The organism is Nocardioides lianchengensis, assembly GCF_900101465.1.
GTDB classification, from domain to species: domain Bacteria; phylum Actinomycetota; class Actinomycetes; order Propionibacteriales; family Nocardioidaceae; genus Nocardioides; species Nocardioides lianchengensis.
This window is the reverse complement of the sequence record NZ_FMZM01000008.1, coordinates 42,527-65,943: the sequence shown is the minus strand read 5'-3', so window position 1 is coordinate 65,943 and position 23,417 is coordinate 42,527. Positions and strand designations below refer to the sequence as shown.

The 23,417-nt window shown below is 72.2% G+C and carries 20 protein-coding genes and 2 tRNA genes; 14 read left to right on the top strand and 8 right to left on the bottom strand.

Going from position 1 to position 23,417, the window contains the following annotated elements; genetic code table 11:
* Nucleotides 1-176: 176 nt before the first annotated feature.
* The 3 genes from mobF to BLT76_RS15165 all read left to right on the top strand — a co-directional run bounded on the left by mobF (nt 177) and on the right by BLT76_RS15165 (nt 4,527).
* The gene (gene mobF / locus BLT76_RS15175; protein ID WP_090857772.1) at nt 177-2,912 is read left to right on the top strand and encodes a MobF family relaxase; all 2,736 of its coding nucleotides are present in this window, start codon (nt 177-179) and stop codon (nt 2,910-2,912) included.
* Between the two features lie 111 nt (nt 2,913-3,023).
* On the top strand, nt 3,024-3,248 hold the full coding sequence (locus BLT76_RS15170) for a helix-turn-helix domain-containing protein (RefSeq protein ID WP_090857769.1): 225 nt from the start codon (nt 3,024-3,026) through the stop codon (nt 3,246-3,248).
* A 133-nt stretch (nt 3,249-3,381) separates the two neighbouring features.
* The gene (locus BLT76_RS15165; RefSeq protein ID WP_139175550.1) at nt 3,382-4,527 is read left to right on the top strand and encodes a site-specific integrase; all 1,146 of its coding nucleotides are present in this window, start codon (nt 3,382-3,384) and stop codon (nt 4,525-4,527) included.
* Between the two features lie 155 nt (nt 4,528-4,682).
* Here BLT76_RS15165 and BLT76_RS15160 read toward each other — a convergent pair.
* A tRNA-Lys gene (locus tag BLT76_RS15160) sits at nt 4,683-4,755 on the bottom strand.
* A gap of 60 nt (nt 4,756-4,815) precedes the next feature.
* Nucleotides 4,816-6,411: a phytoene desaturase family protein gene (locus BLT76_RS15155; protein WP_244509423.1), complete on the bottom strand. Its 1,596-nt coding sequence runs from the start codon at nt 6,409-6,411 to the stop codon at nt 4,816-4,818.
* A 142-nt stretch (nt 6,412-6,553) separates the two neighbouring features.
* On the opposite strand from BLT76_RS15155, the gene BLT76_RS15150 reads away from it, so the two are divergent.
* From BLT76_RS15150 to BLT76_RS15140, 3 genes are read left to right on the top strand one after another with little or no spacing between them, the layout of a single operon-like run.
* Entirely contained in the window at nt 6,554-8,530 is a 1,977-nt protein-coding gene (locus BLT76_RS15150) for a sensor histidine kinase (protein ID WP_090857757.1), read from the top strand.
* 26 nt (nt 8,531-8,556) lie between these two features.
* Nucleotides 8,557-10,617: a penicillin acylase family protein gene (locus BLT76_RS15145; protein ID WP_090857754.1), complete on the top strand. Its 2,061-nt coding sequence runs from the start codon at nt 8,557-8,559 to the stop codon at nt 10,615-10,617.
* Between the two features lie 2 nt (nt 10,618-10,619).
* Entirely contained in the window at nt 10,620-11,147 is a 528-nt protein-coding gene (locus tag BLT76_RS15140; RefSeq protein WP_170867079.1) for a GNAT family N-acetyltransferase, read from the top strand.
* Nucleotides 11,148-11,176: 29 nt separating this feature from the next.
* Here BLT76_RS15140 and BLT76_RS15135 read toward each other — a convergent pair whose 3' ends face one another.
* Entirely contained in the window at nt 11,177-12,052 is an 876-nt protein-coding gene (locus BLT76_RS15135; protein WP_090857751.1) for a bifunctional helix-turn-helix transcriptional regulator/GNAT family N-acetyltransferase, read from the bottom strand.
* A 145-nt stretch (nt 12,053-12,197) separates the two neighbouring features.
* Here BLT76_RS15135 and BLT76_RS15130 point away from each other — a divergent pair, with 145 nt between their 5' ends.
* Together BLT76_RS15130 and BLT76_RS15125 are read left to right on the top strand one after the other, a co-directional pair.
* Nucleotides 12,198-15,587: a LolA-like protein gene (locus BLT76_RS15130; protein ID WP_090857748.1), complete on the top strand. Its 3,390-nt coding sequence runs from the start codon at nt 12,198-12,200 to the stop codon at nt 15,585-15,587.
* Between the two features lie 76 nt (nt 15,588-15,663).
* Entirely contained in the window at nt 15,664-17,004 is a 1,341-nt protein-coding gene (locus tag BLT76_RS15125; RefSeq protein WP_090857746.1) for an NAD(P)/FAD-dependent oxidoreductase, read from the top strand.
* 6 nt (nt 17,005-17,010) lie between these two features.
* Here the strand turns inward: BLT76_RS15125 and BLT76_RS15120 are convergent, their stop codons facing one another.
* Entirely contained in the window at nt 17,011-17,280 is a 270-nt protein-coding gene (locus tag BLT76_RS15120) for a hypothetical protein (protein ID WP_090857743.1), read from the bottom strand.
* An 81-nt stretch (nt 17,281-17,361) separates the two neighbouring features.
* Here BLT76_RS15120 and BLT76_RS15115 point away from each other — a divergent pair, with 81 nt between their 5' ends.
* Nucleotides 17,362-18,018 carry a TetR/AcrR family transcriptional regulator gene (locus BLT76_RS15115; protein ID WP_090857739.1) on the top strand — a complete coding sequence of 219 codons (657 nt, stop codon included), beginning with the start codon at nt 17,362-17,364 and terminating at the stop codon, nt 18,016-18,018.
* A 54-nt stretch (nt 18,019-18,072) separates the two neighbouring features.
* A complete protein-coding gene (locus BLT76_RS15110) occupies nt 18,073-18,456 on the top strand; it encodes a hypothetical protein (protein WP_139175548.1) in 384 nt (127 codons plus the stop codon).
* 54 nt (nt 18,457-18,510) lie between these two features.
* Here the strand turns inward: BLT76_RS15110 and BLT76_RS15105 are convergent.
* Both BLT76_RS15105 and orn read right to left on the bottom strand, forming a co-directional pair.
* Nucleotides 18,511-18,586 (bottom strand) — tRNA-His (locus BLT76_RS15105).
* Between the two features lie 46 nt (nt 18,587-18,632).
* Nucleotides 18,633-19,268 (bottom strand): oligoribonuclease, encoded by a 636-nt coding sequence (gene orn / locus BLT76_RS15100; protein WP_090857733.1) that lies wholly within the window; start codon nt 19,266-19,268, stop codon nt 18,633-18,635.
* Nucleotides 19,269-19,363: 95 nt separating this feature from the next.
* On the opposite strand from orn, the gene BLT76_RS15095 reads away from it, so the two are divergent.
* From BLT76_RS15095 to BLT76_RS15080, 4 genes are all read left to right on the top strand, one after another.
* Nucleotides 19,364-19,825: a MauE/DoxX family redox-associated membrane protein gene (locus BLT76_RS15095; RefSeq protein WP_090857730.1), complete on the top strand. Its 462-nt coding sequence runs from the start codon at nt 19,364-19,366 to the stop codon at nt 19,823-19,825.
* A gap of 16 nt (nt 19,826-19,841) precedes the next feature.
* Entirely contained in the window at nt 19,842-20,561 is a 720-nt protein-coding gene (locus tag BLT76_RS15090; protein ID WP_090857727.1) for a DsbA family protein, read from the top strand.
* Nucleotides 20,562-20,574: 13 nt separating this feature from the next.
* Nucleotides 20,575-21,600, top strand: a complete 1,026-nt coding sequence (locus BLT76_RS15085; RefSeq protein WP_179714436.1) for an adenosine deaminase — start codon at nt 20,575-20,577, stop codon at nt 21,598-21,600.
* A 99-nt stretch (nt 21,601-21,699) separates the two neighbouring features.
* On the top strand, nt 21,700-22,368 hold the full coding sequence (locus BLT76_RS15080) for a response regulator transcription factor (protein WP_090857721.1): 669 nt from the start codon (nt 21,700-21,702) through the stop codon (nt 22,366-22,368).
* On the opposite strand, the gene BLT76_RS15075 is transcribed toward BLT76_RS15080, so the two are convergent.
* Both BLT76_RS15075 and BLT76_RS15070 read right to left on the bottom strand, forming a co-directional pair.
* Nucleotides 22,334-22,789 carry a DUF6314 family protein gene (locus BLT76_RS15075; RefSeq protein WP_090857717.1) on the bottom strand — a complete coding sequence of 152 codons (456 nt, stop codon included), beginning with the start codon at nt 22,787-22,789 and terminating at the stop codon, nt 22,334-22,336. The genes BLT76_RS15080 and BLT76_RS15075 overlap by 35 nt on opposite strands.
* A complete protein-coding gene (locus BLT76_RS15070; protein WP_090857714.1) occupies nt 22,786-23,397 on the bottom strand; it encodes a TetR/AcrR family transcriptional regulator in 612 nt (203 codons plus the stop codon). The genes BLT76_RS15075 and BLT76_RS15070 overlap by 4 nt, the downstream gene beginning before the upstream one ends.
* Nucleotides 23,398-23,417: the final 20 nt, after the last annotated feature.

Below are 23,417 nucleotides of genomic sequence, written 5' to 3'. Positions count from 1 at the left end.
TGCGAGTCGGTCCCGGTTCGGAGAAACGGGGCGTGCATACGTGCCAATCTATTGCTTAGAGTTATTCTGAATAGATCGGCACGTATGCTACGAATATCCGTAGGACGGGTCACCATGTGGTGGCCCGATTCTGTATTTCTAGGGTAATTGACGAATATTTGTGACGGGTGACGAATATGCACGGTGGCATCAAGGTCTACCGCGGTTCGGCCAAGGCGGCACGTAATTACGTCGAGGCCGATCGTCCGCGTGCGGACGACTACTACCTGGCCGAGGGGACCGGCCTGGCCGAGCACTACGTCGCTACCGCCGGAGCTGACGCGCCCTCGGTGAGGGTCGAGTCGGCCTTGGATGGTGACGCCTACGAGGCATGGGTCGCCGGGCTCGACCGGACCGGCCGGGCGAAGGGTCGGGTGCGCACCGATGACCAAGCCGTGCGGTTCGTCGAGGTAGTGGTCAACGGCCCCAAGACCTGGTCATTGGCCGCCGCCGTTCATCCCGAGATCGCCGCCGCCTACGAGGCGGCGCAGGACCGGGCGGCGGGGGAGATCATCGGCTGGTTGGCCGCGACCGCAACCACCCGCGTTGGGCCGCGTGGCCGGCAGGTTCAGGTCCCGGTCGAGCGGATCGAGGCCGCGACGATCCGGCACTACACCTCCCGTGCCGGCGACCCGCACCGCCACCTGCACCTGCAGATCAACGCCCGGGTCTGGGCGGCAGGGAAGTGGCGGGGAATCCACACCGTCGGCATGAGGGACAGCCTCGAGGCGATCAACGGCATCGGCCATGCCGCCGTGCAGTGCGACCCTCACTTCCGGCAGGCGTTGGCCGGGCTCGGGTACACCCTCGACGCGGAGTCTGCCGAGATCCGGGAGTTCGCGCCCTATGTGGGTGAGTTCAGCGATCGGGCCGCGCAGATCGACCGCAACGTCAGCTGCTATGAGGCCGAGTGGCGCACCGAGTACCCCGGTCAGGAACCCGGACCGCGGCTGCGGCAGACGTGGGACACCCGGGCCTGGGCGCACGCCCGCCCGGACAAGGTCGTCCCCACCGACGGCACCGACCTCGCCCGCCGCTGGATCGAGGAACTGCACGAGCTGGGTTTCCACGAACCCACTGCACCCGACGAAGGGGAGCAAGGTCCGCCGGTGTCGGGCACTCGGGTGGGGTTCCTGGACCGCGACGACGTCGTCGACATGGCTCTAATCCGCCTCGGGGCAAGACGCTCGGCGTGGAACGCAGCTGACATCCGCGGTCAGGTCGAGCAGGCCATCGCCGCCGCCGGCATCGTCACCGACCCCGCCGTGAGACGTGAGCTCGCCGAGGACCTCACCGCCCGAGCCATCGAAGCCTGCATCCCGCTCCTCAGCCGGTCGGACGTCCCGGGTCATGTGCGGGCATTGACCTCACCACGCGTACTTGCGGTCGAAGCCGACCTCGCCACCCGCCTCGCATCCCGCGCAGCGACTGGAGCACGGCCCTCCGAGACCGCGCTGGTGCGGGACGAGTCCCAGGTGCTGGATCCGATGCAGCGCATCGTGGTGACGGTTCTGGCGGGTGGTGGTGGCCTGGTGGTGATCGAGGGCGCGGCCGGTGCCGGGAAGACCACGACGCTCGCCGCGGCCCGAGACGCACTCGATGGTGGGGGACACCAGCTGGTGGTGGTGACGCCGACGTTGAAGGCGTCCCAGGTCGCCGCGCGCGAGCTTCAGACGCCGGCGTTCTCGGCCGCCTGGTTGGCGCACCAGTACGGGTTCCGGTGGGACAACGACGGCCGCTGGACCCGCGACGTGAATTCGGACCCCGCGGTGGCCGCCGCGGCGGCGTTGTCGCCGGGTGACGTGCTGCTGGTCGACGAGGCCGGGATGCTCGACCAGGACACCGCCCACGCACTTCTGCAGGTCGCCGACGAGACCGGAGCACGGGTCGCGTTCATGGGCGACCGCCACCAGCTGCCCGCCGTCGGACGCGGGGGAGTGCTCGACCTCGCCACCCGCTGGGCCGGCCCCGATGCCTGTCTCACCCTCGACGCCGTGCACCGGTTCGCTGACGCCGAGTACGCGCAGCTGAGCCTGCTGATGCGTAGTGGTGAGCGCAGTGGTGAGGTGTTCGACCGCCTCCACGCCCGTGGTGAGATCCGCCTCCACGCCACCGAGGTCGAACAGAATCACGCCCTCACCGACCTTGTCACCGACAGTCAGAGTGAGGGTCTACTGCTGGTGGCCGACACCCGTGTTCAGGTCGACTTGCTCAACCAGTCGATCCGGGACCGACGCCTCGGGGTGGGTCAGGTGGACGCGACCCACAGCCTCCGCACGTCGGCCGGTGGCCGGCTCAGCGTGGGCGACCGGGTGATGACCCGGCGCAACGACCGCGACCTCGACATCGCGAACCGCGAGGCCTGGACCATCACCCAGGTGACCGACGACGGGGCGGTGACAGTCACCGGTCGAGGCGGTGACCGGGTCCTCCCCGCTGACTACGCCCGCGGGCACCTCGCGCTCGCCTACGCCACCACCGCCTACGGAGCCCAGGGCGAGACAGTCACCGAGGCCCACCTCGCTGTCAGTGACAGCACCGACGCCGCCTCCGCCTATGTCGCGATGACCCGCGGCCGCACCGCCAACACCGCCCACCTCGTCGCCGAGACCGTCGAGGACGCTCGACGCAGGTGGATCGACGTCTTCAGCCGCGACCGCGCCGACCTCGGCCCCACCCACGCCGCCACCGTGGCTGCCGACGACATCGACCGCTACGGGCCAGCCGCACCAGACCCGACACCCGGAGCCGCGGCCATGCTCCAGGCCGCGATCCTGCGCCAGCACCACGGACAACCAGGGGCCGCAGCAGTCCGCGACCCAAGACGCCCGGCGAGCGAGGATCCGTCGCGTCGACGTGGTGTTGGCCGCTGAGCAGCCGGCCCGTAGTGGTCGGTGCCGGTGGTGGCCGAAACCCGCGGATCCGTGTGGCTTCTGTCCTGTGCCGCGAGATCAGCTCCCGACACCGATGAGAGGACACCCGCGATGAGCATCAGCACCGTCTCCATTCCCGATGGCAAGGACGAGGACTTCCTGACCCTGACCGAGGTCGCCGCCATCCTCCGCGTCCCGGTCAACACCCTGCGCTGGTGGCGCCAGCAGGGCGATGGTCCCCGGTTCTTCAAGATCGGACGCCACCTCCTGACGACCATCGGTGACCTCCGCGGCTGGATCGAGGACCAGAAGGGCGACAGGGACCGGGAGGTGTGAATTGCGACCGGGCCTCTCCACAGATCGCCCGGCGCGCGAGCGCTGCGGGCGCGCAAGCGGTTGGATGCGCGACGTTAACCAGCGGGTTAACGCCGGTTCAGCAACCGAGCTCATTCGGAGGGAGGCCGCACTCATGAGGACAGGCAGACCACCGCTGACGGTCGGCACCTGGGGCGACATCAGCGCGGTGCGGATGCCGAACGGGACCTGGCGGGCCCGCGGCCGGTACCGCGACTACGACGGGACCGTCTCTCGGATCGCCCGCTTCCGAGACACCAAGTCCGAGGCGCTCACCGCGTTGAAGCTCGCCTTCACCGAGCGCGAGGACCCCACCGCCTCGGCGATCACCGGGCACATGCGCGTCAAGGCCCTGATCGAGGTCTACCTGGAGGACGTCGCCGCCCGCGCCAGCCTCGCCCCGTCGAGCCGTGAGCGGTACGCCAGGCTCGCCACCGACCTCGTGAAGCCGGGCATGGGGGACCTGCAGGTCCGCGAGATCACCGTCCCGGCCATCAACCGTTTCCTCGCCGCGATCGCACGCAAGCACGGCTACGGCACCGCCAAGATGGCCCGCTCGGTGCTCAGCGGCATGGTGCAGCTCGCCATCGACCACGGCGCCTTGCACGACAACCCGGTCCGCCAGGCCCGCCGGCTGGAGGCGCCGCGCCGCCAGTCACCCCGCGCGCTCAGCGTCGCCGAGCACATCGAGCTGCTCGACAAGGTCGCCGCCGACCGCAAGGCACGCGAGATGGACCTCGTCGACCTGATCGAGTTCCTCTCCGCCACCGGCACCCGCATCGGTGAGGCCAGCGCGGTCCGCCTGCGCTACCTCGACCTCGACGCCGGGGTCGTCGAGATCACCGCCACCGCCACGGACGGCGGCATCCAGGAGTGGACCAAGACCGACGCCGGCTGGCGGGTCCTCGCGCTCCCACCCCACGTGGTCGCCACCCTCCAACGCCGCATCGCCGACCCGGCCATCAACACCGACGAGGTGCTGTTCCCCTCACCGCTCGGCAAGGTCCGCAACCGGTCCAACACCACCGGCGAGCTCCGCCGCCTCTTCGACCGCATCGGGTTCGACTGGGTCACCTCCCACACCTTCCGCAAGACCGTCGCCACCCGGCTCGACGACGCCGGCCTCAGCGCCCGCCAGATCGCCGACCAGCTCGGCCACCGCAACCCGTCGATGACCACCGACGTCTACATGGGCCGCAAGACCACCGTCGCCGCAGCCGCGACCCTTCTCGGCCGGCCCGGCGCCGCTACGTCTGACTGAACCTGGCTCGAGCCGACCCAAGCACCGCGGTTCAACACGGTGGTGCGACGCGGTGGTGCGAGACGAGGGCCCGACTTTCTGGGCACTTTCTGGGCAGTTGGCCGCCCACGAAAAAGCCCCCGACCAGCGTTTCCGCTGGTCAGGGGCTTGATCTGTACGCCATCAGGGACTTGAACCCCGAACCCGCTGATTAAGAGTCAGCTGCTCTGCCAATTGAGCTAATGGCGCCCGGTGAAGCGAGAAGAACAGTACCAGCGCGCGGCAGTGGGGAAAAATCGCCGTGACATCTCAGCGGGAGGCCAGGACCGCCTGGGCCGCGTTGTGGCCGCCGATGCCCGAGACGGCGCCGCCGCGCCGGGCCCCGGACCCGCAGAGGAGTACGGCGTCCAGGCCGGTCTGCACGCCCCACTGCTGGGCCGGGGTGTCGAGACGGGAGCGGTTGGGGGCCCAGGGCCACTCCAGGTCGCCGTGGAAGATGTGGCCGCCCGGCATGGCCAGATCCGCCTCGATCTCCTGCGGGATCTTGGCCTCGATGCAGGGGTTGCCGTTCGCGTCGCGGGACACGCAGCTCTCGATCGGCTCGACCAGGTGCTCGTTGAGCGAGGCGATGGCGCGGGCGACGGCGCTCGCCTTGGCGGTGCCCGGGTCGGCGTCGAAGAGGGTCGCGGGGGTGTGCAGGCCGAAGTAGGTCAGCGTGTGCCGTCCCTCGCCGGACGGGCCGAGGATCGAGGGGTCGGTCAGCGAGTGGCAGTAGACCTCGCCGGGCAGCACCGACGGGACCCGACCGGCGGCGGCCTCGGCGTACGCCGTCTCCAGGGTGCTGAGCTCCTCGGCCAGGTGGAGGGTGCCGGCGAAGGCGACCTCCGGGTTGCGCCCGGACCGGAGCTCGGGCAGCCGGTCGAGGAGGAAGTTGATCTTCAGCTGCGCACCGACCGGCTTGGCCGCCGGGTCCTCGTCGCCGCCGAGCAGGATGCCGAGCACCCACGGGGCGACGTTCGCGAGGACGAAGCGCGCCTCGACGGTGTGCGAGCGGCCGTCGGCGTCCCACGTGACCTCGGCCTCGCCGTCCCCGGAGGGGGAGGTGCGGATCGCGCTGACCCCGGCCGAGGTGAGGATCTCGGCGCCGCCCTCGACAGCCGATCGCGCGAGTGCGTCGGTGACCGCGCCCATGCCGCCGACCGGCACCCGCCACTCCCCGGTGCCGTTGCCGACCAGGTGGTAGAGAAAGCAGCGGTTCTGGATCAGCGACGGGTCGTGCAGCGAGGCGAAGGTGCCGATCAACGCGTCGGTGCCGACCACGCCGCGCACCAGGTCGTCGCGGAACCGCTCCTCGATCGCGGCGCCGAGCGGCCGCTCGACCACGTCGCGCCAGATCTCGGGGTCGACGCGGTCGCGGATGTCGCGCTCGGTGGGCAGCGGGTCGAGCAGGGTCGGGGCGACCACCTCGGCGAGGCCGCCGACGCCCTCGTAGAAGCGGGTCCAGGCGTCGTACTCCTCGTCGGAGCCGGTCAGCTTCGCGAACGACTTGCGGGTCTTCTTGCCCTCCGGTCTCTCGACCAGCAGGCCGCCGTGGACGCCGTCACGGACCCAGGGGGTGTACGACGCCGTGGTGCGCGAGGCCAGCGCGACGTCGAGGCCGAGGTCGGCCATCAGTCGCTGGGGCATCAGCGAGACCAGGTAGGAGTAGCGCGAGAGCCGGGTGTCGTGGCCCGCGAACGCCTGGGCGGAGACCGCGGCGCCGCCCGTGTGGTCGAGCCGCTCGAGGACGAGCACCGAGAGTCCGGCTCGCGAGAGGTAGGCCGCGGAGACGAGGCCGTTGTGGCCGCCGCCGACGACGACCACGTCGTACTGTCGCCGACTGCTGGTGCTGGTGTCCGATGTCACCGGCCCACCGTAGATGACTAGCCCACCTGACCAGCCCAGCGCGTCGAACCGTCAAAATGAGCGCCGCGCCCCGGGGTGGGATGTGTTTGGATCGAGGCGTCTTATCGCGCTCGGGAGGGTGGCAGTGACTCGGTCCTCAGGAGTGCGTGTCGCACTGCTGGTCGTGGCCGTCGGACTCTTCGGCGCCGCCGCGGTCTGGGGCGCCCCCGACGACGGCCGGGTGATCGGCATCTGGCCGGTCGGCCTGGCGACCGGAGCGGCACTGCTCGCGCGCGGGCGCCAGGTCCCGCTGGTGATCCTCGCCGTCGGGCTCCTCGCGTTCGTCGAGATCACGGTCAACCGACCGACCGGCGTCGCCGCGGGGTACGCCGTCGGCATCGCCGTCGAGACCGCGGTCGTGCGGTGGATCCTCAAGCGCGGCCGCCCGGGTCCGCTGACCCTGCGCTCCGACCTCGACCTGCGGATCTACTTCCTGGCCTCGATCGTGGGCGGGGCCGTCGCGGCGGTGACCGGACTGGTCACGGCCGCGCTCGCCGACTGGGGACGGCCGGGGACGGTGGCCCTCGCGCTCGGCACCGCCCACCTCGCGAGCCAGCTCTGCGTGATCCCGCTCTTCGCCCTGCTGCCCGACCACGGGCCGTCGGCGGGCCCCCTGGAGCGGGTGCTCCAGTGGATCTCGATCGCGGTGGTGACGCCGCTGGTCTTCCTGCCCCACGACTTCCCGAGCCTGGTCTTCCTGGCCGTGCCGATCCTGGCCTGGAGCGCGTTCCGGATGGCGCCGTTCGAGGCGCTGCTGCAGATGGTCGCGGTGCTGGCGTTCGCGATCGGGATGACCACCGTCGGCTGGGGTCCGTTCGCCGACGTCCCGAGCGAGTACGGCATGTCCGTCGACGCCCGCGGGATCGTGCTGGCGACGTACGCCGCCACCTGCGCCTTCATCGTCGTCCCGCTGATGCTGCGCGCGGGCGTCCATCTCGTGACCGCGCGCGACGCGGCCGCCGAGCGTGACCGGATGCGCAACGTCGTCGACGGGACCCAGGGCGTCGCCATCATCGGCACCGACGACCTGGGCCGGATCACCCTCTTCAACCCGGGTGCCGAGCGGCTGCTCGGGTACTCCCGCGAGGAGGTCCTCGGCCTGCCGACCCGGATGTTCCACTCCGAGGAGTCGATCGCCCGCAAGGCCGACGAGCTCGGCGTCGACCCCGACCACGCCTCGGTGGCGCGCGCGATCATGGACCGCGACCTGGTCGCGACCGAGATGGGCTTCCTGCGCAAGGACGGCGAGGAGCGCAGTCACGCGATGACGCTCTCGCAGATCGCCGACGAGCGCGGCCACGTCATCGGCTACGTCAGCACGTCCGAGGACGTCACGGAGCGCCTGCACACCCAGAACGCGCTGGAGGAGGCGGTCCAGCGGCTGCGCGAGGTCGACGCGGTCAAGGACGCCTTCGTCTCCAGCGTCAGCCACGAGCTGCGCACCCCGATCACCAGCATCCTGGGCTACCTCGAGATGCTCGAGGACGGCTCGTACGGCGACCTCTCGCCGCTGCAGCGCGACGCCGTACGCCGGGTCTCGAGCAACAGCGACCGGCTGCTCGGGCTGATCGACGACCTGCTGACCCTCTCGCGGGTGCAGGACTCGGGGCTGTCGGGCGAGCGGGCCTTCGACCTGCGCTCGGTCGTCGAGGCCGGGTACGCCGTCGTGCTGCCGGTGCTGAAGTCGCGCCGGCTGCAGATGGGCCTCGACCTGCCGGAGGAGCCGGTCCCGTTCCTGGGCGATCGCGACCTGATGGAGCGGGTGGTGGTGAACCTGGTCGGCAACGCGGTCAAGTTCACGCCCGACGGCGGCCGGGTGGCGGTCGGCCTCGCGGTGCTCGGCGACTTCGCGCAGCTCGACGTCGCGGACACCGGCATCGGCATCCCCGTCAGCGAGCAGCCGAAGCTCTTCACCCGCTTCTTCCGCTCCGAGCTGGCCCAGAAGAACGCCATCCAGGGCAGCGGGCTCGGGCTCTCGATCGTGCGCGGCATCGTGGAGAAGCACGGCGGCTCGGTGGCGGTGACCTCGGAGGCGGGGGAGGGCACGACCTTCCACGTGCGGCTGCCGGTCGTCACGTGAGCGACGTGGGTTAGGGTCACCTAACTATGGAGGCTCGGATCTTCCGCGACGCGCAGGGCGTCCCGCACGTGCGGGCCTTCTCGGTGGCCGCCCTGGCCTTCGCCCAGGGCGAGGTCACCGCTCGCGACCGGGCCTGGCAGCTGGAGTTCCTCCGCCGCCGCGCGACCGGCACGACCGCGGCGGTGTTCGGCCCGCACGCGCTGGCGTGGGACCGCCTCGCCCGTCGTACGACGATCGCCGCCACCGCCCGTCGCGCCCACGCCGGCCTGTCCGCGGAGACCCGCGCGTTCCTGGCGTCCTACGTCGCGGGCGTCAACGCGGGCCTGCACTCCGACGCGCCCGAGTTCGACCGCGTCGGGATCGTCGCGGAGCCGTGGGAGGACTGGACGCCGCTCGCGGTGTTCCTCGCCCAGCACCTGCTCTTCGCCAGCCTGCCCGGCAAGCTGTGGTCGCACCGCGCCCGCGAGGTGCTCGGCGCCGACGCCTCGCTGCTCTCCCACGAGGGACCGCACACCAGCGGCAGCAACGCCTGGGCGGCCGGCGGGGGCCGCACCGCGAGCGGGCTCCCGCTGATCGGCGGCGACCCGCACCGCGTGATCGAGTCGCCCGGCGTCTACCAGCAGGTGCGGCTGGCCTGCGAGGACCCCGACGACACGTTCGACGTGGTCGGCTTCGCCTTCCCGGGGGTCCCCGGCATCCAGCACTTCGCGCACGCCGGCGGGGTGGCCTGGGCGATCACCAACGCGATGGCCGACTACCAGGACGTCCACGACGAGCGGCTGCGTCGTACCCCGGACGGGGTGGAGGCGCTCGGCCCCGACGGCTGGGTCCCCGCGGCCGCCCACGTGGAGACGGTGGCCGTCGCCGGGGCGGACGACGAGCACGTCGAGGTCGTCGTGACCGAGCGGGGACCGGTCTTCGAGGGTGGGTCCGCCGAGGGCCGGGGACTGTCGGTGCGGGCCGCGTCGATCGTCCTCGGCGACCTGGGCTTCGACACGCTGCTGCCGCTCCTGCGCGCCCGCACCGTCGACGACGTCGACCGCGCGCTCGACGGCTGGGTCGAGCCGGTCAACAACGTGGTCGTCGCCGACACGACGGGCGCGGTCCGCTACCGGGTGGCCGGCCGGGTGCCGGTGCGCGACGACGCGAACCGGCGCGGCATCGTCGACGCCGCCTCGCCGGACGCCGTCTGGCGCGGGTGGCTGACCGGACTGCCGCGGCACGTCGTACCTGCCGACGGGCACGTCGTCACCGCCAACGAGCGACGCGGCGCCGAGAGCGACCCGATCGGCACCGGGTTCGCGCCGCCCCACCGGGCGCAGCGGCTGCACGCCCTGCTCGACGGGCGCACCGACCTGGCGCCGGACGACTTCGCGGCGTTCCACAACGACACGCTGTCGCTGCCGGCGCTCGCCCTGCGCGAGCTGGTCCGCTCGGTCGACGCCGGCGGCCCGGGTGCGGTCGTGCGGAGCGAGATCCTCGACTGGGACGGGCGGATGGACGCCACCTCGGTCGGGGCGGCGGCGTTCGCGGCCTGGCGCAGCGCGCTGGTGGTGCGGCTGGCCGCCGAGCCGGTCTTCGCGCCGCTGCTCGAGGAGCGGCACGACCGGGTCTTCGCCCCCTGGCTCGACGCGGCGGGCCGCATCGGGCTCGCCCTCGAGACGCTCGCCGACGCGGGCTCGCCGTACGGGATCGACCTGCGGGCGCACGCCGCCGCGGCGCTCGAGGACGCCGCCGGCCACCCCGCGACCTGGGGCGCGACGCACGTCGTCACGCCCGCGCACGCCTTCGACGTCGCCAGCGTGGACCTGGACCCGCCGCCGGTGCCGCCGATGCCCGTCTCCGGCGACACCGACTGCGTACGCTGCACCGGCTCCGTGCCCGGCCTGACCGACGCCTGCTACCGGGGCTCGGTCGCCCGCTACGTCTGGGACCTCGCCGACCGCTCGGCGTCCGGCTGGGTCGTCCCGCTCGGCGCGCACGCCGACCCCCGCGACCCCCACCACCACGACCAGCTCCCGCTCTGGGTCGCCGGCGAGCTCGCGCCCGTCGTCACCGACTGGGACCAGCTCTCGGAGGACCTGTGAACTTGACCGTCGACCGCTTCGACCCCGCCCGCGACAGCGAGCTCCTGCACGCCTGGGTGGTCGCTGACCGCGCCCGCTTCTGGATGATGCAGGAGCGCACGCTGGAGGAGGTCCGCGAGATCTACACCTGGCTCGACGAGCAGCCCACCCACCACGTCTGGCTCGTGCGCCGTGACGGCGAGCCGGTCGCGCTCTACCAGGACTACGAGCCCACCGCCGAGGAGATCGGCAGCCTCTACGACGTGCAGCCCGGCGACCTCGGCGTCCACTTCATGCTCGCCGAGGCGACCGTCGCTCAGCCCGGGTTCACCGCCGCCGTGACCGCGTTCCTCCTCGACCGGGTCTTCACCGACCCCGCCGTACGACGGTTGGTGGTGGAGCCCGACGCCCGGAACGACAAGGCCGTCGCCCTGGTCACCCGCCTCGGCTTCGAGCTCGGCCCGGTCGTCGAGCTGTCGACCAAGCCGGCCCAGCTGGCCTTCCTCACCCGGGACGCCTACCTCTCCGTCCTGCCGAGTCAGCAGAAGTAGGGGGCCGAGTCAGCACTACTGGTGCTGACTCAGCCGAGCACCTTCTCGAAGAACGCCTCGGCGTACGGGTTGTCGTTGTAGCGCTCGATCTCGCGGTAGCCCGCGCGGGCGTACATCGCGACCGCCTCGCCCAGTGACCGGTTGGTGTCGAGGCGGACGACGTCGTACCCGAGCCGCACGACCTCGGCCTCGAGGTGCCGCAGCACCCGCGACCCGAGCCCTGCGCCGCGCCACGCGTCGTCGACCCACATCCGCTTGATCTCGCCGACGCCCTCGCCGATCCGCTGGACGCCCCCGGCAGCCACCGGGACGCCGTCGCTGAGGGCCACCGCGAAGGTCCCGCCGCGGGCGGCGGTCATCGAGGAGACGTCGTCGACCGGGCCGGGGTCGAACCCACCGGGGAATCTCCGGTCGAGCTCGTCGAAGTAGCGACCCATCGCGTGCCGGGCCGGGGGAGAGGCGGGGTCGACCGGGTCGAGCGAGACGGTCGCGGCCCGGACCAGCAGGTCGGCGGTGGCGAGCGCGTCCGTCAGCCGGTCCCGCTGCCGCTCCGTGAGCGGCGCGATCAGCCGCTCCGCGAGCTCCTCCGAACGGTCGTCCAGCGTCCGGAGGGTACGACGACCCGCCGTCGTCGGCGTGACCGTACGACGGCGCCGGTCGGCCGGGTCGGCCTCCACTGCCACCAGTCCCCGGTCCTCGAGCTGTCGCAGCACTCGGCTCAGGTAGCCCGAGTCCAGCCCCAGCCGCTCGCGCAGCTCCTGGGCGCCGCACCCGTCGCCGGTCTCGAAGAGCACCCGCATCGCCCCGAGGGGGAGCCCGAGTCCGAGGAACGAGTCGTCGAGCGCGCCGATGCGCTGGGTATAGCTGCGGTTGAAGCGGCGCAGGACCGCGGTGGCGTCGGACATGTGTCTGACTTTAGTCAGGTATTGGCGAACTTCATCATTCGTCCGACGGCAGCGTGGCTGGGCTGATAGAAAACGGCGACCGCGCGGGCCCCACGCGCGGCAGCCGTCTCGGGAGATACCCATGTCGCATCGACGCCCTCGCCGCGTGCTCGGCCTCGTTCTGATCGTGGCGATCGTCATCGGTGCCTTGGCGGGTGTGCCCGCAGCGTCCGCTTCGGAGAACCCCGCCTGCGGCAACCTGTCGCTCCAGGACGTGTCGTTCGACGCGCCCGAGATGACCGGCAGGACGGCGGTGGGCGGGTCGTGCTGGACGCTGCCGTTCGTCGCCGGCGACGTCGTCCGCCTGGCCGACCACGGCGTCGACTCGCCGCGCTGGACGATCCTCGACGCCGCCGAGGTCACCCGCTGCGACCTGTCCCGGACCGACAGCGCCGATGTCGCGGAGTGCACGCTCGGGGGCGTCGCGCCCTACCGGCTCGCGGTGCGATCGTCCAACGGCCCGAACTGGGACACGAGCTACCGCGGCCACGTGCTGCGGCTCTCCGACCCGCTCGGGTGCCGAGACCTCCGGGTGACGGCACTGGTGCAAGAGCCGGCTGAGACCGACCGGGTGGAGTTGGGAGCGCGGTCCACCGCTTGCTGGCGAGGAACCGTCGGCCGCCCGGGACCGGTGGCCGTCCGCGCCGACGATCGTCGGCGGGTCGAGCTGAGGTCCGCCGACGGATCGGTGATCTGCACCGGGCGGGAGGAGGCCTGCGACGTCACCGAGGCCGAGGTGGCGCTGATGGTGACCAACCGCTCGTACCTCTCATCGGTGACGACGATCGCCTCACTCACCCCCCTTGCGGACGCGGGCGAGGAGTGCCCCTCCGTCCCGCTCGGCTGGTCGAGCGCGACCTTCCGTCCGGTCGAGTCGCTGTACGCGGTCGACTGCCGCGAGGTAGGTGCCCGGGCCGGAGACGTGCTGTTCCTTCCCGAGGAGTCCTATCCCTGGAAGCTGCGGATCGCGGGCCCCGATGGGCAGGATGCCTGCGGACCCGGCACCGCACCCGAGGTGTGCCGTCTGGAGGGCGAGGGGCCCTACCGGCTGCTGTCGTGGCACGGGACCGACACCGACTGGTCGCCGCTCCGCGCTCCTCGGCTCGCCGTGCGTAGCGTGACCCACCACGAGGCTTGTCCGGTGATCGCCCCGACGACGGCCGACGACCCGGGATCGACCTCTGACGAGATGGGGTGTCGGGTCTTGGTCGCCGACACCCCGGGCGTCCATGTCGTCGACGGCGGGGACGATCGAGAGCGCCTGGTCGTCGACGCGCTCGGCCGGGAGGTGTGTCGGACGGGCGGTGCGGGCTGCGTCCTCACCGGGGATCAGACGTACCTGTTGGTCACGCGCGACTTCGATCCGGAGCTCCCGGTCGTCCTGCGACGCCTGGACGAGGTGGGGTGCCCACCTCTCGCGAACGATCCCGGCGCCGTGTGGACGATCCCGGCCGGGATGCGGTCGGCGGCGTGCGCGACCCTCGACCGGCCAGGGGGTGCGGCGGTGCTCGGTGTGCAGCCGCTGCGTGCGGCCACCAGCGAGTACGGACGGGTGCTCGACTCGACCGGGGCGGTGGTCTGCCAGACGTTCACGACCCGGGCCTGCGTTCTGACCGGCCCCGGCCCGTTCTACGCCGTTCGTGACGGCGACGACGCTGCCAGCCGCATGTCCGTTCTCCGACTGGACGATCCCACCGGCTGTCGCCCTCTGCCGGGCGGACCTTTCGGCAGCGACGCGGGCGCTGACGTCGTGATGCCCGAGGGACGGTTCGCCGCCTGTCTCGCGGTCCCGCGCGACGAGTTGGTGAACGAGACGATCTTCGCGTTCGAGCGTCGAGACGGTGTGGGCACCGCGTCCTTGGAGGTCCGCGACGCCTTCCCCGGTGCCTGCAAGACGGAGGGCAAGGCCGGTGTCACCGGAACCGCCTACTGTCGGATCAGCGAGCCCGCCAGCCCTAGTACGACCGTGGTCGTCAAGGGGGACGGGCAGGCCGGGAGCTGGCGCGTCGTGCGGAGGCCACGCGGGGGTGACGCCTCGTGCTTGTCGGCCGACCTGACCCCCGCCGGAGGTCCCGCCGCGGTCGGCCGGCTGGCGTCGTACGTCGCACTGGACTGCTGGAGGGTCGCAGCGACAGCCGAGGACCGCGTGGTCTTCGACCTCCACGGCCTCGACGAGGACGTAGCCACTCTGATCACCGGCAACGCCGGGCAGGCATGCGGGGACAACGGGTTCGAGCTCTGTGCGATGACCGGACAGACGGCTTACCACGTGGTGGTGCGTGATCGCGGGTTCCAGTCCACGACGGCCGACTACGAGCTCGCCGCCTTCTCAGCGGAGCGGAACGGGGTGCCGAGTCCGAGCTGTGTCACTGTCCCGGACGAGGGGACCGACATCTCCGCCGTCCTGAGTGCCGGCCGAACCGCGCTGTGCCTACGTCTCCCCAAGCGGGACTTCCGGCTGCAGCTCAGTCCGGGCGTCCAGGTGCACGGGGTGGAGCGGCTCTTCGGCAACCACTGGGGCGGCACCTCGTGCACCTGGGTTGAGTCGAGCAACTGGGACTGCGCGCATGACGGATGGATGCCGGAGGGGGCGCCGTCCCGATCGATCCTGGTGACGAGATCCGACGGTCCGTCGCGGGTGGAGGTGGAGGCCTCGCTCGCCTGCCAGCACGGCACCTGTCCCCAGGAGAGCCTCGTCGCCGACGTCCTGCCGTCCATCAGCGGGGTGGCACGCCCGGGCGCGGTCCTCGACGCGAACCCGGGGATCTGGTCGCCGGCGGCGACGTCGTACGAGATCCGCTGGATGATCGGGAGCGAGCTGATCGGTGTCGGGCGCACCCTGACGGTGCTGCCGGAGCATGTCGGCGGACAGATTCGGCTGCAGGTGACTGCCTCGGCGGGGAAGCTGTCGGCCACGGCGTTTAGCGAGTCGGTGACCGTGCAGGAGAGTGCCGAGCCGCCGAGGTTCGTGGTGCCGCCCAGGCTCTCCGGGACCGGCCGCGTAGGGACCGTCCTGAGAGCCTCGCCCGGGACCTGGCAGCCGACGCCGGACGCGATCGCCTACACGTGGCTCGCCGACGGCCGACCCGTTCGTGGCCAGCACGGCGTGACACTGTCGATCGGCCCCGCTCTGCTGGGGCGCCGGATCGCGGTCGAGGTGACCGCGACCGATCCGCGGGGTTCCCGGACCGTCCGCTCCGCGAACGCCCTGCTGGTGCGTCCCGGCGCCGCCCCGTCCGTCGTACGACGACCGCGCCTGAGCGGGACCCCGAAGGTCGGACGGGTCGTGCGCGTCGTGCCCGGCACCTGGTCGACCAGGCCCGGCCGGATCGACTACCTGTGGAAGGTGGGTGGTCGGACCCTGGCCGGCACCGGCCCCCGGCTGCGGCTCACGAGGGCCCTGGTCGGCGCTCGGGTGAGCGTCTCGATCGTCGCTCGCACTCCGGGGTACGACGATGGGCGAACCTCGCTGACCTTCCGAGTGCGTCGGCGCTAGCCGTCCTGAAGGCAGGAATCAGTCGTCCCGAGCTGCTGAAGAGACTGATTCCGTCGTACCCCACTAGGCTGAGTGCGTGCCCACCACCCTCCCGCTCTGGCTCGACACCTCGCTGCGGCCCGCCGCGCGCCCGCCCCTCGCGGGCGAGCACGAGGTCGATCTGCTGGTGGTGGGCGGCGGGTTCACCGGGCTCTGGACGGCGCTGCGCGCGGTCGAGCGGAACCCCGGGACCCGGGTGCTGCTGGTCGAGGCCGACCGGATCGCCGAGCACGCCACCGGCCGCAACGGCGGGTTCTGCGAGGCCAGCCTGACCCACGGCGAGAGCAACGGTCGCACCCGCTGGCCCGACGAGTACGACGCCCTGCACGAGCTGGGCCTGCGCAACCTCGACGCGATCGAGGAGACGGTGGCCCGCTACGGGATCGACTGCGGCTTCGTCCGCGGCGGCTCGCTCGCGGTCGCGACCCGGCCCCACGAGGTCGAGCACCTCGAACCCGGCACGCCCGGGTTCCTCGACGAGGCGGCCGTCCGCGCGCTGGTCGACTCGCCGACCTACCTCGCGGGCCGGCACACGCCCGACGAGTGCGCGCTGGTCGACCCGGCCCGGCTGGCCTGGGGCCTGGCCGGGGCCGCCGAGCGGCAGGGCGCGGTGCTGGCGGAGGGCACCCGCCTGCTGGCCCTCGAGCGCAGCGGCCGCGGGGTCGTCGCGACCACGGAGGGCGCGACGGTCCGGGCCCGCCACGTCGTGCTGGCGACCAACGTGTTCCCGGGCCCGCTGCGCCGGCTCCGCTACGCCACCGTGCCGGTCTACGACTACGTGCTGGCCACCGAGCCGCTTACCGAGGAGCAGCTCGCCGAGATCCGCTGGGACCCCGCGGTCGGCATCTCCGACTCGGGCAACCAGTTCCACTACTACCGCGTCACGCCCGACCGCCGGATCCTGTGGGGCGGCTACGACGCGATCTACCACTACGGCCGCTCCATCGATCCCGCCCACGAGGACCGTGCGGCGACGTACGACGTCCTGGAGCGCAACTTCGCAGCCACCTTCCCCCAGCTCGCCGGCATCCGGTTCACCCACCGCTGGGCCGGCGTCATCGACACCTGCACGCGCTTCTGCGCCTTCTTCGGTACGGCGCACCGCGGCCGCACGGCCTACGCCGCCGGGTTCACCGGCCTCGGCGTGGGCGCGTCGCGCTTCGCTGCCGACGTGCTGCTCGACCTGCTCGACGGTCGCCCGACCGAGCGCACCCGGCTGCGGATGGTCCGCCGCCGGCCGCTGCCCTTCCCACCCGAGCCGCTGGCCTGGGTCGGCATCAACCTGACGCGCTGGGCGCTGGCCCGCGAGGATCGCACCGGACGCCGTCACCCGTGGCTGCGTCTGCTCGACCGCCTCGGCCTCGGCTTCGACTCCTGAGGAGGCTCAGCCGCGCGCGCGACCCTCGACCCGCACCCGCAGCACCTCGTCCACGCAGCCCCGGCAGGCCTGGGCGCCCGTCGTCTCGAACGGCAGGTGCCAAAAGACCTTCCAGGTCGCCGCGGGCAGCCCGCAGGCGGTCCACGGCTCCGTGTTCACCCGGGCGTGCCGGGTGCCCCACGGCATCCGCCCGCCCGGGCCGGCCGGCTGCAGGTGCGGAGTGCTGGTGACCCAGGTCGTGCTGTCACGTCGTGCCTCGGGAGAGACGAGCGTCATCGATAATCCCTTCGCATGGAATCTGGAATCACTGTATGACACTCAGTCCCATCGGTCACCCCCATCCGCCACACTGACCCTGTGAGCGAGACCCCCGACATCCGAGCCGCGGCCTTCCGGCTCTTCGCCGAGCGCGGGTACGACGCCACCTCGGTCGACGAGATCGCGAGCGCGGCCGGGATCAGCCGCAGCACCTTCTTCCGCCAGTACGGCTCCAAGGAGGCCGTGGTCTTCCCCGACCACGACGAGATGCTGGAGCAGGTGGAGCGCCGGCTGCGCAGCTCTCACGAGGACTCCGCGCTGCTCGCCGTCACCGATGCCGTCCGGGCCGTCCTGGTCCACTACGTCGACGAGGGCGACCGGGCCCGCGAGCGCTACCGGCTCACCTCGTCGGTCCCCAGCCTGCGCGAGCGGGAGCTGGTGAGCGGCGCCCGCTACCAGCGCCTCTTCCGCCGCTACCTCAGCGCCTGGGGCGACGGCTCCGAGGCCGCCGAGCTGCGCGCCGAGGTCACCGCGGCGGCCGTGGTCGCCGCCCACAACCGGGTGCTGCGCCGCTGGCTGCGCGGCGAGTGCGACGACCCGGCCCGCGAGGTCGGGGAGGCGCTGGCCGTCGTCCACGAGACGTTCGACGCCCCCGCCGTCACCCGTACGGCGGTCGTCGTGGTCGCCGAGGGCACCTCGATGGCCGGCGTCGAGGCCGCCGTGCGTGACGCGCTCGGCGACGTCGTCGTCGACTGAGGGTTCGCGTGCGAGATGGCCGCGGGTGGGTACCTCCTCACTCAAATGTCACAGATGAGCCGGGGGGCCATGAAGATCGCGGAACGAGCGTCGACCCTGTACGACGCAGCAGGAGTCGAGGCCTACGGGCTCGCCGTCGCGGTCACCGGTGACCCGGCCCGGGCGGAGCAGGCGTTGGTGCAGGGTCTCCGCCGCGTGGTGGGGGAGCGCGGCCCATCCTCGCCGGCGGACGACGGACTCCGGCTGATGGCGGCCGTCTGCGACGTCCTGGTCGACGGGGATCCCGCACGACGCAGCATCGTCGCCTCGCTCCTGATGACGAGGCTCGCGTTCTGCCGCACCGACGCCGCCGCCATCCTGGGTGTCGGTTCTCGGGAGGTCGTCGAGCTGGTCGTCGCGGGTCTGCGCGACGTACAGGAGCTGCGCCGGTCGGCCTGACCCGTCAGACGCATCGAGCCCCCGACCCGGTCCGGGTCGGGGGCTCGATCACGCTGGGGTGAGTAACGGGACTCGAACCCGCGACATCTGCCACCACAAGGCAGCGCTCTACCAGCTGAGCTATACCCACCATGGTCATCCGGACGGGGCCGGGACCGGAGAGGAGTCTAGAGGAATCAGTCCGTGGAGGTGGAATCGGGACCGGTGAGCCCGGTGATCGAGCCGCCGTGCTTGGCCGCGATCGCCCGGGCGGTGTCGCTGTCGGGGCCCGGGGAGGCCTGGAAGACCGCCTCCCGGTAGTAGCGCAGCTCCTCGATGCTCTCCTGGATGTCGGCGAGGGCGCGGTGGTTGCCGCGCTTGGCCGGCGCCTGGAAGTAGGCCCGCGGGAACCAGCGGCGCGACAGCTCCTTGATCGAGGAGACGTCGACGATCCGGTAGTGCAGGAACTGCTCGAGGGTGCTCATGTCGCGGGCCAGGAAGGAGCGATCGGTGGCCACGGTGTTGCCGGCCAGCGGGGGCCGGCTGCCGTCGGGGCAGTGCTCCTTGATGTAGGCCAGCGTCCGCTCCTCGGCCTCGGCCATGGTGACGCCGTGCTCGAGCTCGGCCAGCAGGCCGGACTTCTCGTGCATCGTGCGCACGAAGTCGCCCATCTGGTCGAGCGCCTCGGCGGGGGGCTTGATGATGATGTCCACGCCGTCGCCGAGGACGTTCAGGTCGAAGTCGGTGACCAGGGCCGCGACCTCGATCAGGGCGTCCGCCCCGAGGTCGAGGCCCGTCATCTCGCAGTCGATCCAGACCAGTCTCTCGTTCACGAGGCGCAACCCTAGTCGTGACCGCCCCCAGGTCCCGACGTTCGAGGACCTTGGGCTCTTAGAAAGGACTCAGGGAGGGGCCCTAGGCTCCACCTGTGAGGGAGTGGCTCGGCCTGGTGGCGCGACTGGTGACAGGTGGCGTCTGGATCTGGGCCGGCGCGCTGAAGCTCGGCGACTCCTACCAGAGCGTGCAGGCCGTGCGCGCCTACGAGCTGCTGCCGGAGAGCCTGGTCGAGCCGGTCGGCTACCTGCTGCCGGTGCTCGAGGTCGTCGTCGGCTTCGCGCTCGTGGTGGGGGTGCTGACCCGCGGCGCGGCGGTGCTGTCGGCGCTGCTGTTCGTGGTGTTCATCATCGGCATCGCGAGTGCCTGGGCCCGTGGCCTGCAGATCGACTGCGGCTGCTTCGGCGGGGGCGGCTACGACCCCGGCGCCGAGGCGGCGTACCCCTGGGAGATCGCCCGCGACGCCGCCCTGCTGCTCGCCTCGCTGTTCCTCGTCCGGTGGCCGCGAACCCGCCTGTCCCTGGACTCCGTGCTGTTCCGCCCGACCGCCGCCTGACCCGAAGCGAGACCCGATGTCGAAGAAGTCTGCCCAGTCCAACCGCGAGCGGGCGGCGGCCGCCCTCCGCGAGCAGCAGCGCCAGGAGGCCCGGCGTCGCAACCTGATGGTGGGCGGCGTCGTCGGCGTGCTCGTGGTCGCGGTGGTGGCCGGCTTCCTGTGGATGCGGGCGAACGACAGCAGCGGTGACATCGCGGCCCCGGCGGCCGGCTCGGAGTTCGGCCTGACCATCGGCCCGGAGGGCGCGCCGCGCGAGGTCATCGTCTACGAGGACTTCCACTGCGTGCACTGCGCCGATCTGGAGTCGCGCACCCGCGACGACCTGACCGCGGCCGCGGAGGCCGGCGACGTCCGCGTCGAGTACCGGCCGATCGCGTTCCTCACGCAGTACTCCGTCCGCGCGGCGAACGCCTTCAAGGTGGTGCTGGACGAGTCCGGCCCGGACATCGCCAAGACCTACCACGACCTGCTCTTCGAGAACTACGACGAGGCGTCCGGCAGCGAGGACGGCCTCGACGACGACACCCTGGTCAGCCTGGCCGGCGAGGCCGGGGCCGACGAGGACGCCGTCCGCGACGGCATCGAGCAGGTCACCTCGCAGGGGTGGGTCGACGACGCCACGAAGGCGGCCGAGGACGCCGGGGTGCAGGGCACCCCGTCCGTGCTCCTCGACGGCGAGCCGGTCAGCGGCAGCTCGGAGGACATCGCGAATTCGCTCGCGAAGGCGGTCGGCTGACACGCTGCGGCGGGTGAGCCTCAGCGACTTCATCCGCGGCCTCCCGAAGGCCGAGCTGCACGTCCACCACGTCGGGTCAGCCTCGCCGCGGATCGTCAGCGAGCTGGCCGAGCGCCACCCCGGCACGGTGCCGAGTGATCTCGACGCGCTGCGCTCGTTCTACGAGTTCCGCGACTTCGCGCACTTCATCGAGGTCTACCTCGCGGTCGTCGCGCTGATCCGCACCCCCGACGACATCCGCTACCTCACCTACGAGGTGGCCCGCGAGATGGCCACCGAGCAGCAGCTCCGGTACGCCGAGCTCACCTGCACGCCGTACACCTCCGTGCGCCCGCACGAGGAGGGCGTCGGCATGCCGATCGAGGCCTACTCCGAGGCGATCGAGGACGCGCGGGTCGCTGCCGAGCGCGACTTCGGGCTGGTGCTGCGCTGGATCTACGACATCCCGGGGGAGTCGGGGCTGCCGGCCGCCGACAAGACCCTCGAGTACGCCGTGCAGCACCCGACCGAGGGCCTGGTCGGCTTCGGGCTCGGCGGCCCCGAGATCGGGGTGCCGCGGCCGCAGTTCCAGTCGCACTTCGAGGCCGCCCGCGCCGCCGGGCTGCACTCCGTCCCGCACGCGGGGGAGACCACCGGCCCGGGGACGGTCTGGGACGCGCTCCGCGTGCTCGGCGCCGAACGGATCGGGCACGGCACCTCCGCCGCCCAGGACCCCGAGCTGCTCGCGCACCTCGCGGCGACCGGCGTACCTCTCGAGGTCTGCCCGTCGTCCAACATCGCGACCCGCGCCGTGGCGACCCTCGACGAGCACCCGCTCCGGGCCTTCCGTGACGCCGGCGTGACGGTCACGGTCAACTCCGACGACCCGCCGATGTTCGGAACGTCGCTCAACCGCGAGTACGAGATCGCCGCCGACCTGCTGGGCCTCGACGAGGTCGGCCTCGCGGACCTGGCTCGCACGGCGGTGCGCGTGTCGTTCGCCCCGGAGGACGTGAAGACGCGGGTGCTCGGCGAGATCGACGCGTACCACCGGCGGTGATGAAGGCCCCGCACTCTCATACAGTGCGGGGCCGGCACCTTTCTAGTCCGGTCGGGTCGTCCGGTCCGGGAGGCGCGCCCACGAACGTAGGATGCGCACATGTCCGGACCGGGAGCGATCAGGGTCGCCGTGGTGAACGACTACGAGATCGTGGTCGCGGGGGTCGCCTCCCTCATCGCGCCGTACGGCGACCGGGTCGCCGTCGTGGAGCTCGACACGGGCGTGCCGGTGCTCAGCGAGGTCGACGTGATCCTCTACGACACCTTCGGGCAGGTGCAGGGCGACGGGGTGGACCTGGAGGACCTGGTCCACGGCAGCGACGCGCGGGTCGCGATCTTCAGCTGGAACACCGACGCGAACCTCGTGCGGCGTGCGCTGGAGCGAGGGGCGTCGGCGTACCTCTCCAAGGGGCTCAGCGCCCTCGCGATCGTCGAGGCGCTGGAGCGGGTGCACCGCGGGGAGACCGTGATTCCGGACGGGCCCGGGCCGGTCGAGGTCGTGGCCGGCGGGTGGCCGGGCCGCGAGCACGGGCTGACCGCGCGCGAGGCCGAGGTGGTCGCGCTGATCACCCAGGGGCTGAGCAACCAGGAGATCGCGGACCGGTCCTACCTGAGCATCAACTCGGTCAAGACCTACATCCGCACCGCCTACCGCAAGATGGGGGTCGGCAGCCGCTCGCAGGCCGTGGGCTGGGGCGTCCAGCACGGCTTCGCCACCCGGCGGACGCGGGTGGTCAGGCCTGAGGCGTCGGGCCCCGACCAGCGCTGAGCGCAGTGTGCCGGGTCCGCAGGACGTAGTCCTTCGCCGGGCCCGAGCTGTGCCAGGTGACCGTCCACCCGCTCCGGTCGGGGGCGATGTCGATCCGGCCGCGGTAGTGGTCGGGCGCGCACGGGTGGTCGACCTGCTCGCCGACCGACCAGGGGTGGAACGGCCGGCCGTCGGCGAAGTGCACGACCCACTCGCCGGCGGCCCCTCGTCGTACGTCGAGGGTGCGGGTGACCGGCACCTCGTGGTCGGCGCCCGCCTGGTCGGTCCAGCGCATCGTGCCCTCCTCGCGCCACCGGACGTGGTCGTCGGCGACCAGCTCGAGGGTGGCCGTGCCGTCGACCTGACGGGTCTCACCGGTCAGTCGGTCGTCGACCTCGCGGGCCAGCGCCCAGGTGCCGAGGAGGTCGGTGGGCGCGGTCACCGCAGCGCGCCGAGCATCATCGCGGTCGCGGTCTCGACGATCTGCTCGGGCGTGACGACCAGGGCGCCGTCGAGCCAGGCCGTCACCAGCTCGGCGGTGCCTCCGATGAACAGCAGGCCCGCGACCTCGCCGGAGGCGCCGCCCCAGACCTCGGGGCCGTGCCGGTCCTCGATCTCCTCGGTGAGCCGGTGGGCGAAGTGGCGCAGCAGCGCGGTCCGCCGGGGTCGCAGGGTGGCGATCCCGGCCGACTCGATGATCGCGACCCGGCCCTTGCGAGGGTCGTCCGCGACCAGTGCGACGAAGGCCGCGATCGAGGCCCGGGCCCGCGCCTCCGGCTCGTCCCCGGCGGCCTCGGCGGCGGCCAGACCGACGGACTCGATCTCGGAGGCGATCGCGTCGAGCACGGCGAGGAGGGCCTCGTCCAGGTTGCGGAAGCTCTCGTAGAAGTACCGCTCGCTCAGGCCGGCCTCGGCGCAGACCCGGGTCATGGTGACCCGCCCTCCCGGGGCGCCCCAGACCGCCAGGGTCGCCGCCAGGAGCCGCTCGCGCCGTTCCGCGGCCCGGTCCTCGGCGCTCACGCCCCGATAGGTCCCCGACTGCACCGCCACGGCTCCAGGGTCTCACAGCG